This is a genomic window from Curtobacterium sp. ISL-83, from assembly GCF_018613895.1.
GTDB lineage: Bacteria > Actinomycetota > Actinomycetes > Actinomycetales > Microbacteriaceae > Curtobacterium.
Genome location: NZ_JAGGPH010000011.1, coordinates 259136 through 269933, shown reverse-complemented (window position 1 = coordinate 269933; position 10798 = coordinate 259136). Strand labels below are relative to the sequence as shown.

The 10798-nt window shown below is 70.2% G+C and carries 10 protein-coding genes; all 10 read right to left on the bottom strand.

All coding sequences use genetic code 11. The annotated features are described in order from the left end of the window. Nucleotides 1-179: 179 nt before the first annotated feature. A complete protein-coding gene (locus tag J7E22_RS11445; RefSeq protein ID WP_214981851.1) occupies nucleotides 180-950 on the bottom strand; it encodes a fumarylacetoacetate hydrolase family protein in 771 nt (256 codons plus the stop codon). 30 nt (nucleotides 951-980) lie between these two features. Next, entirely contained in the window at nucleotides 981-2090 is a 1110-nt protein-coding gene (locus J7E22_RS11440; RefSeq protein ID WP_214981850.1) for a branched-chain amino acid aminotransferase, read from the bottom strand. Between the two features lie 14 nt (nucleotides 2091-2104). Next, nucleotides 2105-3178 (bottom strand): 3-isopropylmalate dehydrogenase, encoded by a 1074-nt coding sequence (locus J7E22_RS11435; RefSeq protein ID WP_214981849.1) that lies wholly within the window; start codon nucleotides 3176-3178, stop codon nucleotides 2105-2107. A gap of 12 nt (nucleotides 3179-3190) precedes the next feature. Further along, nucleotides 3191-4780, bottom strand: a complete 1590-nt coding sequence (gene serA / locus J7E22_RS11430) for a phosphoglycerate dehydrogenase (protein ID WP_214981848.1) — start codon at nucleotides 4778-4780, stop codon at nucleotides 3191-3193. A gap of 219 nt (nucleotides 4781-4999) precedes the next feature. After that, the gene (locus tag J7E22_RS11425) at nucleotides 5000-5389 is read right to left on the bottom strand and encodes a hypothetical protein (RefSeq protein ID WP_214981847.1); all 390 of its coding nucleotides are present in this window, start codon (nucleotides 5387-5389) and stop codon (nucleotides 5000-5002) included. Next, nucleotides 5386-5829 (bottom strand): hypothetical protein, encoded by a 444-nt coding sequence (locus J7E22_RS11420; RefSeq protein WP_214981846.1) that lies wholly within the window; start codon nucleotides 5827-5829, stop codon nucleotides 5386-5388. The genes J7E22_RS11425 and J7E22_RS11420 overlap by 4 nt, the downstream gene beginning before the upstream one ends. Nucleotides 5830-5900: 71 nt before the next feature. Next, nucleotides 5901-7091, bottom strand: coding sequence for a mannitol-1-phosphate 5-dehydrogenase (locus tag J7E22_RS11415; protein WP_214981845.1), 1191 nt, complete (start codon nucleotides 7089-7091; stop codon nucleotides 5901-5903). 210 nt (nucleotides 7092-7301) lie between these two features. Beyond that, nucleotides 7302-8327, bottom strand: a complete 1026-nt coding sequence (gene ilvC, locus J7E22_RS11410) for a ketol-acid reductoisomerase (RefSeq protein WP_214981844.1) — start codon at nucleotides 8325-8327, stop codon at nucleotides 7302-7304. Between the two features lie 114 nt (nucleotides 8328-8441). After that, nucleotides 8442-8942, bottom strand: a complete 501-nt coding sequence (gene ilvN / locus J7E22_RS11405; protein WP_214981843.1) for an acetolactate synthase small subunit — start codon at nucleotides 8940-8942, stop codon at nucleotides 8442-8444. Continuing rightward, on the bottom strand, nucleotides 8939-10762 hold the full coding sequence (locus J7E22_RS11400) for an acetolactate synthase large subunit (RefSeq protein ID WP_214981842.1): 1824 nt from the start codon (nucleotides 10760-10762) through the stop codon (nucleotides 8939-8941). The genes ilvN and J7E22_RS11400 overlap by 4 nt, the downstream gene beginning before the upstream one ends. Nucleotides 10763-10798 lie beyond the last annotated feature (36 nt).

Here is a 10798-nt window from a genome sequence, read left to right as displayed (position 1 = left end):
ACCCCCACACCCCCGCAAACACAACGAAGCAGGCACCCCGTGCGAGGTTGACCGCCCCGTGCGAAGACACGAACGCGCACCGACCAACCAACGCCGCACCGGGCGACAGACGCCGCACCGAGCTGGAACGCGGAACGGCCCGCTCCCACGGTGGGGAGCGGGCCGTTCGAGACGAGCGGTCAGTGCTTGGCGACGACCGGGTTGCGGAGGGAGCCGATGCCCTCGATGGTGACCTCGACGATCTCGCCGTCGCGGATCTCGCCCACGCCGGCAGGGGTCCCGGTCAGGATCACGTCACCGGGCAGCAGCGTCCAGATCGACGACACGAACTCGATGAGCGTCGGGATGTCGTGCACCATCTCGCTCGTGGACGCCACCTGGCGGAGGTCGCCGTCCACGCGGGTCTCGAGCCGGACGTCGGACGGGTCGATCTCGGTCTCGATGACCGGACCGAGCGGGCAGAACGTGTCGAAGCCCTTGGCGCGGGTCCACTGGCCGTCGCGGGCCTGCAGGTCGCGCGCGGTCACGTCGTTCGCGATCGTGTACCCGAGGATGACGCTCGCGAAGTCCTCGCGGCGGACGTTCTTCGCCAGGGAGCCGATCACGATGGCCAGTTCGCCCTCGTGGTCGACGCGTCCGACACCCGCCGGCAGCTGGATGGGCTCACCGGGACCGACGACCGCCGTGTTCGGCTTGAGGAACACCACCGGGTCGTCCCCGGCGCGCTCGTCCATCTCGGACGCGTGGTCCGAGTAGTTGAGCCCGACGCCGACGACCTTCGAACGCGGGATGACGGGGGCGAGGAGCTTGACGTCCGCGAGGGGCACGCGCTCCCCCGTCGTCTCGAACCCCTGGTACATCGGGTCTCCGGCGAGCACCACCAGGTGCCGCTCGTCGAGGATGCCGTACCGGGGGTCCTCCCCCTTGCTGCTGAACCGTGCGATCTTCACGCGTCGACCCTACCGATACGCCGGTGGCCGTCAGGAGGGATCGGTCAGGCGCGTCATCCACCCGTGCGGGTCGGGACGGCGGCCGTACTGGATGTCCGTGAGTTCGTCACGGAGGGACATCGTGAGTTCGCCCGCACCCTCGGTCGGCGCGCCGATGGTGAAGCCTTCCCCACGGAGCTCGGCGATCGGTGTCACGACGGCAGCGGTCCCGCAGGCGAAGGCCTCGGTGATGGTGCCGTCCGCGACGCCGTCCCGCCACTCGTCGAGCGTCACACGCCGTCGCTCGACACGGAGCCCGCGGTCCTCGGCGAGCTGCAGGATCGAGTCACGGGTGATCCCCTCGAGGATCGAGTCCGAATCCGGGGTCACGAGCGTGCCGTCGGACTTGACGAGCACCACGTTCATGCCACCGAGCTCTTCGAGGTACTTGCCTTCCTCGGAGTCGAGGAACATCACCTGCTGGCACCCGTGCTCGTACGCCTCTTGTTGCGGCAGCAGCGACGACGCGTAGTTGCCGCCGGTCTTCGCGGCCCCCGTCCCGCCCTTGCCGGCGCGGGCGTACTGCGTGGACAGCCAGATCGACACCGGCTTCGGTCCCGAGGTGAAGTACGCACCCGCGGGGCTGGCGATGCAGTGGTACGCGACCTCGTGCGCAGCACGGACCCCCAGGAAGGACTCGGTCGCGATCATGAACGGCCGCAGGTACAGGCTCGTCTCCGGCGCGTCCGGCACCCAGTCGACGTCGGTCTGCACGAGCTGCCGGATGGACTCGACGAACGTCTCCACCGGCAGTTCCGGGAGCGCCAGACGGCGTGCCGAGCGCTGGAAGCGACGCGCGTTCGCGTCCGGCCGGAACGACCAGACGGACCCGTCAGCGTGCCGGTAGGCCTTCAGCCCCTCGAAGATCTCCTGCGCGTAGTGCAGCACGCTCGCGCTCGGGTCGAGGGACAGCGGACCGTACGGGTGGATCGCCGCGTCGTGCCATCCGCCGTCGAGCGTCCACCGCACCGTCGCCATGTGGTCGGTGAAGTGCTTGCCGAAGCCCGGGTCGGCCAGGATCTCCTCGCGCTCGGCGGCAGCACGCCGTTCGGCGGAGGGGGTGGTGGCGAACGCGAGTCCGAAGGCCGTGTCGGTGCTCATCGGGTGACTCCTTGTCAGGCGCTGGTGGTGCGAGCTGTGGCTGCAGCGGCGATCGCGTCGCCGATCTGCGCCGTGGTCCGCGGCGTGGTGCCCCGGTCGGCGAGGTCGGCCTCGACCGCCCGGGTGACCGCCGACCCGAGGTCGCTGCGACCGATGTGGTCGAGGAGCAGTGCGACGGAGAGGATGGCGGCCGTGGGATCGGCCTTCTGCTGGCCCGCGATGTCCGGGGCGGAGCCGTGGACCGGCTCGAACATGCTGGGGAAGGTGCCGTCCGGGTTGATGTTGCCCGAGGCCGCCAGACCGATGCCCCCGCTGATCGCGCCGGCCAGGTCGGTGATGATGTCGCCGAAGAGGTTGTCCGTGACGATGACGTCGAACCTAGCAGGGTCCTGCACCATGTGGATGGTCACCGCATCGACGTGCTGGTAGTCCACCGTGACGTCCGGGTACTCCTGCCCCACCGCGGCCACGGTCCGTTGCCAGAGCGCCCCCGCGTGCACCAGGACGTTGCTCTTGTGCACGAGGGTCAGGTGCCTGCGGTCGCGTCGCTGCGCGAGCTCGAACGCGTAGCGCACCACGCGCTCCACGCCGAAGGCCGTGTTGAGCGAGACCTCCGTCGCGATCTCGTGCGGGGTCCCGGTACGGATCGCGCCGCCGTTGCCGACGTACGGGCCCTCGGTGCCCTCACGCACCACGACGAAGTCCACGGCGCCCGGCGCTGCGAGCGGGGTCGACACGGCGTCGTAGACCTTCGTGGGACGGAGGTTCACGTAGTGGTCGAACGCGAAGCGGAGCTTCAGCAGCAGCCCACGTTCGATGATGCCGCCGGCGAGCCGGGGATCGCGAGGGTCCCCGCCGACCGCGCCGAGCAGGATCGCATCGTGGCCCGCGATCGCCGCCAGGTCGGCGTCGGTGAGGATGTCGCCGGTCTCGAGGAACCGTGCGGCACCGAGCGAGTACGGCGTCTCGTGGACCACGAGGTCGTCCGGGACGACCGCGTGCAGGACCTTCAGCGCCTCGTCGACGACCTCGGGTCCGATGCCGTCGCCGCGGATGACCGCGAGGCTGAGCTGCTGGGGCTCCGTCATGTCCGCCGCTCCCTAGAGGGTGATGTCGATCTCGCGCAGCGACGCGGCGTCGATGGTCGACCGCACGTGCTCGAGGATGTCGGCCGGGACCGGCGAGTCGACGGTGAGGACGCTGAGCGCCTGACCGCCGGCAGCTTCACGGGAGATCTGCATGGCGGCGATGTTGATGCCGGCCTCGCCGAACTCCTTGCCGTAGACCGCGACGATGCCGGGGCGGTCGGTGTACTCCATCACCACGTGGTGCTTGTCGAGCGCCACCTCGACGTCGTGGCCGTTGATCTCGACGAGCTTCTCGACCTGCTTCGGGCCGGTGAGGGTCCCCGAGACGCTGATCGCCGGACCGTCGGACTGGGCGCCGCGGATCGTCAGCACGTTCCGGTACTCGGGGCTGTCGGGGTCGGTGATGAGCCGGACCGTGACGCCCCGCTGGTCGGCGATGAGCGGCGCGTTGACGTAGGACACCTGGTCGCTCACGACGTCCGTGAAGACGCCCTTGAGGGCCGCGAGCTTGAGCACGCTGACGTCGTACGAGGCGAGTTCGCCGTGCACTTCGACGTCGATGCTCGTGACGGGCGACGTGGCGAGGGCGGTGAAGACCTGTCCGAGCTTCTCTACGAGCGGGATGCCGGGGCGCACGTAGGGGTCGATGACGCCCCCGGCGACGTTGACCGCGTCCGGCACCAGTTCGCCGCCGAGCGCGAGCCGCACCGACTTCGCGACCGACACGCCCGCCTTCTCCTGCGCTTCGTCGGTGGAGGCCCCGAGGTGCGGGGTGACGACCACGTTCGGCAACGCCACGAGCGGGGAGTCCGTCGGCGGCTCCGACACGAAGACGTCGAGGCCGGCGCCGGCGATCGTCTTGGCGGTCAGTGCACGGTGGAGGGCGTCCTCGTCGATGAGCCCGCCGCGCGCGACGTTCACGACGAAGGCGGTCGGCTTCATCAGGGCGAACTGGTCGTCCGACAGCATGCCCACCGTCTCCGGCGTCTTCGGCATGTGGATCGTGACGAAGTCCGACCGTCGCAGCAGGTCGTCGAGCGAGACGAGCTCGACCCCGAGCTGCTGCGCGCGCGCCGTCGTGACGTACGGGTCGTACGCGATCACCGAGACGCCGAAGGCCTGCAGGCGCTGCGTGATCAGTGCGCCGATCCGACCGAGACCGATGATCCCCACGGTCTTCTCGTAGAGCTCGACGCCGGTGTACGCGGAGCGCTTCCACGCGCCGGCGGCGAGGGAGGCGTGCGCGGCCGGGATGTGCCGGGCGAGCGAGAGGATGTGGCCGACCGTCAGCTCGGCAGCCGAGATGATGTTCGACGTCGGCGCGTTGACCACCATGACGCCGGCGGCGGTCGCGGCCTTGATGTCGACGTTGTCGAGACCGACACCGGCCCGTGCGACGACCTTGAGGTTCGGCGCGGCGGCGATCGCCTCGGCGTCGACCTTGGTGGCGGAGCGCACCAGGATGGCGTGCGCCTCGGACAGCGCGGACAGGAGCGCCGGCCGGTCGGTACCGTCCACGTTCCGGATCTCGAAGTCGGGCCCGAGGGCGTCGACTGTGGCGGGCGAGAGTTCTTCAGCGATCAGGACGACCGGCTTCGACACGACTGGAGTTCCTCACGAGAGACGGGCGGTATCCCACCATCGTATCGACGCGGGCAGACGGTTACGACCGCGCGTCGGGTCCGGTCCGGAACCGCCTGCCGGACGGGAGGCGCGGGACGGCCCCGTCTCGCGCCTCCCGTCCGGCGGCGGCGCCGTCCGCCGATGCAACCGGACGACGCGACCGGTCGCGGTGACGGGGACACGCGTGCCCAGGCGGCGTCAGTGACGCGAGAGGTCGAGGAGACTCGGCACGTAGAGCTGCAGGTCCAGCCAGACCGAGCCCGCCGCGGCGAAGGCGACCACGAAGACCGCGACCGTCACGGCGAGCCGTGAGCGGCGGGTGACCCACAGCGCGACCGCGAAGGCGAGGGGTGCGATCGCGATGTCGAGGACCAGCCAGACCCACGGGGTGCTGCTCCGGAGGGACGCGACGTCGGGGCCGGTGCCGAGGAAGGCGTTGAACTCGCGCACGGAGGCGGACACGCTCACCGCGTTGCCGACGCTCTGGACGGTCATGTACGCGAACAGCGCCGCGAACACGAGCCACACGACCACGCGACCGATGCGCGTGTTCCGGGGGTGCTCGGCCACCCGCCCGACGGCGGTCACCCGAAGCTCCGTGTCATGAGGAACGGCCACGGGAAGAGCGCGACGGCGCCGAGCAGCATCCAGAGCAGACGCGTGCGGGTGCGTCGCCCGCGGGCCGCCCAGAGCACGACCGCGAACCACATCGCCGGCGCGAGGATCGACAGGAACCGCAGGACGTCGACGAAGACGCTGAGCACGGTGTCCACGTTCGCCACGTAGGCGGTGGAGGCGGTCAGCAGCCACGCGACCGTGTAGAGCAGGTACACGCCGCCGAAGACCCCGAACCCGACGAGTGCGCCGGAGGTCTCGGGGGCCTCGGGATCGCGCTCCCCGCGGTCGTGGACCACCACCGGGTTGTGCGCCGCGTCGACGTGCGTGGCGTCCGCTGCGTCACCCCAGTGCAGGGCTTCGTCGTCGTCGTGGTCGACGGACCCGTCCGGTGGTGAGGCTGCCGTGGTCATGCGTCGATCCTACGAGGGACGGGCGACGCGCGGGACCACGCGGAACCCCGCAGGCCGCCGTGCAGCACCGGTCAGACGTCGGCGGGCTGCGCCTGCAGGACCTCGGCGACGACGTCGCGCACGGCCGGGAAGAGCGGGTGGCTCTCCATGAGGCCGGTCAGGATCTCCGTGAGCGCGTGGGCCGTGGCACCGGAGCGCAGCAGCGCGTGCAGCTCGATCGACTCGGGGTCGTTCTCGTCGTCGAACGCCAGCGCGACGCGCACGGCGCCGAGCAGGTGGTCGACGGGCAGTCCGCGTTCGGCGAGCTGGGACGCCGGCCCGACGAACCGCTCGCGTCGTCCGAGCTTCCGGAGCGGGTTCCGTCCGACGCGCGCCGTGCTGTCCGGCAGGTGCGGGTTCGCGATGCGGGAGAGGTTCGCGGCGACGTAGCGCGCGTGCTCCTCCGGGTCGAACCCGTGCTTGGCGACGAGGAGCGCCGTGGTCTCCGCGAGGACGCCGTCGACCTCGGCCCGGACGTCGTGGTCCTCGAGGGCTTCGCGGATCAGGCCGATCCCGCGGACGAAGCCGTGGTACGCCGCCGTCGCGTGGGCGGTGTTCACCGTGTAGAGCTTCCGCTCGACGAACGGCTGCAGGTCGTCCACCCAGGTCACGCCGTCGATCGCCGGCGGCTCGGCATCGGACGCGTCGAACGGCGTGCGCTCGATGATCCACTCGTAGAAGGGTTCGAGCACGACGTCGAGACCGCCGGACTGCCCGAGGACGCCGGACTGGTCCGGGACGATGCGGTCGATCGCGCAGTTGGCGAAGACGGCGTGGACGTCACGGTCCTCGAGGATGGGGGCGCGGCGGACGCTGGCGTGCAGCGAGTCGGTGGCGTTGAACGCGTTCTCGCACGCGACGATCGTCACGTCGCCGAGGTCGGCCGATCGTGCGGCCAGTCCCTCCGCGATGATCGGCGCGACGAGCGGGAGCGTGCGTGCGCCGACCGCGGTGGTGACCACGTCGGCTTCGGCGATGGCGCGGATGACCTGGTCACGGTCGGTCTTGCTGCTCAGCGCGCGGAACCCGTAGACGAGGTGCTCGACCGGCAGCTCGCCGACCTCGTGCACCACAAACCGTCCGGCTTCGTTCAGTGCGGAGACGACGCGTTCGTCGACGTCGACGAACGTGAGCTCGTAGCCGCTCGCCACGAGGAACTGGCCCACGAAGCCGCGCCCGATCTTGCCGGCGCCGATGTGGACCGCTCGTCTCGTCACCGCCATCCGACGATCCTCCCATGCCCGACGGTGCGGTCGTGACCGTCGGTGCCGGAGGCGGACGACGAGCGTCGCGCAACGCGGGTGCGGTCCCCGCGGACACGGCGATCCGCGGCGTCGGGGGCGATGAGGAGCAGCTGCATATCGTTCGGGTCACATCGAGAGGCGGCGGTGCTGGTGCACCGCCGCCTCGCCATCGAGTGGTGTCGCGGAAGACTACCGCGCCGCCGAGCCGTCCACGTAGTCGGAGTCGTTGGACTTCCACGCGAACAGCGCGCGGAGCTCGCGGCCCGTGGCCTCGATCGGGTGGCCCTCGCCCTTGGCACGGAGCGCCTTGAACTCGGGGGCGCCGGCGTCCTGGTCCTCGATGAAGCGCTTCGCGAAGGCACCGTTCTGGATGTCCGCGAGCACCGCCTTCATGTTCTCCTTGACGTCCGGCGTGATCACGCGCGGGCCGGAGACGTAGTCACCGAACTCAGCGGTGTCGGAGACCGACCAACGCTGCTTGGTGAGGCCGCCCTCCCAGATGAGGTCGACGATGAGCTTCAGCTCGTGCAGCACCTCGAAGTAGGCGATCTGCGGCTGGTAGCCGGCCTCGACCAGGGTCTCGAACCCGTACTGGATGAGCTGCGAGGTGCCACCGCAGAGGACGGCCTGCTCGCCGAACAGGTCTGTCTCGGTCTCCTCGGTGAAGGTCGTCTTGATGCCACCGGAGCGGAGGCCACCGATCGCCTTGGCGTACGACCACGCGAGGTCCCACGCGGAACCGGACGCGTCGACCTCGACGGCGACGATGACGGGCACGCCACGGCCGGCCTCGTACTCGCGACGGACGGTGTGGCCCGGGCCCTTCGGGGCGACGAGCGACACGTCGACGCCCTCGGGCGCCTCGATGTAGCCGAAGCGGATGTTGAACCCGTGGCCGAAGACGAGCGTGGCGCCGTCCTTCAGGTTCGGCTTGATGTCCTCGGCGTAGACGATGCGCTGCACCTGGTCCGGCGCGAGGATGACGACGACGTCCGCCCAGGCGGTGGCGTCCCCGGGCGTGAGGACCTCGAACCCGGCCTCTTCGGCCTTCCGGCGGCTCTTCGAGCCCTCCTGCAGGCCGACCTTGACCTCGACGCCCGAGTCACGGAGGTTGAGGGCGTGGGCGTGGCCCTGCGAGCCGTAGCCGATGACGGCGACCTTCTTGCCCTGGATGAGCGTCAGGTCGGCGTCGGCGTCGTACACGATGTCAGTCACGGTGGTGGTTCTCCTGTGGTCGGTTCGGTGGGGTGCTTGCGGAGTCTGGGTGGGACGGACGGGAGGCGCGGTGCGGATGGCGACCCGCGCCTCCCGTCCGTCGGTGGGGCGCGGTCAGCGCACCCGGTCGGTGATGCTCTTCGGCCCGCGGCCCATGCCGAGCAGGCCCGCACGGGCGAGCTCCTTGATGCCGTACGGCTCGAGCACGCGGAGGATCGCCTGGATCTTGCCGGGGTCACCGGTGACCTCGACGATGAGCGAGTCGTTCGCGACGTCGACGACCTGCGCGCGGAACAGGCTGACGGCCTCGAGGACCGCCGACCGCGACTGGTTGTCGACGCGGACCTTGACGAGCATGTGCTCGCGCTGGACCGACTGTGCGAAGTCCAGCTCGACGATCTTGATGACGTTCACCAGCTTGTTGAGCTGCTTCGTCACCTGCTCGAGCGGGAGGTCCTCGACGTCGACGACGACCGTGATCCGGCTGAGGCCGGCGACCTCGGTGTTGCCCACGGCGAGCGACTCGATGTTGAAGCCGCGGCGGGCGAACAGGCCGGCGACGCGCGTCAGCAGACCCGGCTTGTCCTCGACGAGGAGGGACAGGACGTGGCTCATGCGGTTTCCCCCGTCATGTCGGCGTCCTCGTCGTCCCACGTGGGGGCGAGGGCCTGGGCGTACTCGATGGACGAGTTGCTGACCCCCTGCGGGACCATCGGCCACACCATGGAGTCACGGCTCACGACGAAGTCGATCACGACCGGGCGGTCGTTCGTCTCGAGCGCGAGCTGGATCGCCGCGTCGACCTCTTCCGGCTTCTCGACGCGGATGCCGAGGGCACCGTAGGCGTCGGCGAGCTTGACGAAGTCCGGCACGCGACGGGTCCCGTGGCCGGTCTGCAGGTCGGTGAACGAGTGCCGACCGTCGTAGAACAGCGTCTGCCACTGCCGGACCATGCCGAGCGACGAGTTGTTGATGATCGCGACCTTGATCGGGATGTCGTTGATGACGCAGGTCGCGAGTTCCTGGTTCGTCATCTGGAAGCAGCCGTCGCCGTCGATGGCCCAGACCACACGGTCGGGCTGGGCGACCTTGGCACCCATCGCGGCCGGGACCGAGTAGCCCATCGTGCCGGCGCCACCCGAGTTGAGCCAGGCGTTCGGCCGCTCGTACTTGATGAACTGCGCGGACCACATCTGGTGCTGTCCGACACCGGAGGCGTAGACGGCTTCGGGTCCGCTCAGTTCGCCGATGCGGCGGATGATCGCCTGCGGGGCGAGCAGCCCGTCGGTCGGTTCCGCGTAGCCGAGCGGGAAGTCGCTCTTGAGCTGCCGGAGCTTCTCCCACCAGGCCTCGGTGGAGGCACGCTGGTCGGCGGGGATGCCGTCCCAGGCCTCGAGCAGGTCGGCCAGGACCTCGCGCGCATCCCCCACGATCGGGACGTCGGCGAACCGGATCTTCGAGATCTCGGCGGGGTCGATGTCGACGTGCACGACCTTGGCATCCGGCGCGAACTCGTCGGCCTTGCCGGTCACGCGGTCGTCGAAGCGCGCACCGAGGGCGATGATGAGGTCGCTGTCCTGCAGACCGAGCACGGCGGGCACGGTGCCGTGCATGCCGGGCATCCCGAGGTGCTGCTCGTGCGAGTCCGGGAACGCCCCCCTGGCCATCAGCGTCGTGACCACCGGGGCCCCCGTGGCCTCGGCGAACCGGCGGAGCTCCGCGGTCGCCCGGGAGCGGATGACGCCGCCCCCGACGTACAGCACCGGACGCTCGGACGCGGCGAGCAGCTGCGCCGCCGCGGCGATCTGCTTGCCGTGCGCCTTCGTCACCGGGCGGTAGCCGGGCAGGTCGATCTTCGGCGGCCACAGGTACGGCGCCGACTTCTGCTGGGCGTCCTTCGTGATGTCGACGAGCACCGGACCGGGGCGCCCGGTCGTGGCGATCTGGTACGCGGCGGCGAGCGTGGCGGGCACGTCGGCCGGGTCGGTCACGAGGAAGGAGTGCTTCGTGATCGGCATCGTGATGCCGACGATGTCGGCTTCCTGGAAGGCGTCCGTCCCCATCAGGGTCGAGAACACCTGCCCGGTGATGGCGATGAACGGCACCGAGTCCATGTAGGCGTCGGCGATCGCCGTGACGAGGTTCGTCGCGCCGGGGCCGGACGTCGCGATCGCGACACCGACCTTGCCGGAGGCCGAGGCGTACCCCTCGGCGGCGTGGCCGGCGCCCTGCTCGTGACGGACGAGGATGTGGCGGATCGTCTTCGACGCCATGAGCTCGTCGTAGAACGGGATGATCGCGCCGCCCGGCAGGCCGAAGACGTCGGTGATCCCGAGGTGCTCGAGCGTCCGGAGGACGGCTCCCGAGCCGGTCAGGATCTCCGGCGTCCGGCGTGCACCGGCGGCCGCGGACAGCGGAGTGGCTTCCGTGGGCATGAGGTGTTCCTTGCCTGGAGAGGTGGCGATGAGCGT

Coding starts and splice junctions, on each gene's coding strand:
- J7E22_RS11440 (WP_214981850.1), bottom strand. CDS start 2,090: ATGAGCACCGACACGGCCTTCGGACTCGCGTTCGCCACCACCCCCTCC.
- J7E22_RS11435 (WP_214981849.1), bottom strand. CDS start 3,178: ATGACGGAGCCCCAGCAGCTCAGCCTCGCGGTCATCCGCGGCGACGGC.
- J7E22_RS11420 (WP_214981846.1), bottom strand. CDS start 5,829: ATGACCACGGCAGCCTCACCACCGGACGGGTCCGTCGACCACGACGAC.
- J7E22_RS11415 (WP_214981845.1), bottom strand. CDS start 7,091: ATGGCGGTGACGAGACGAGCGGTCCACATCGGCGCCGGCAAGATCGGG.
- ilvN (WP_214981843.1), bottom strand. CDS start 8,942: ATGAGCCACGTCCTGTCCCTCCTCGTCGAGGACAAGCCGGGTCTGCTG.
- J7E22_RS11400 (WP_214981842.1), bottom strand. CDS start 10,762: ATGCCCACGGAAGCCACTCCGCTGTCCGCGGCCGCCGGTGCACGCCGG.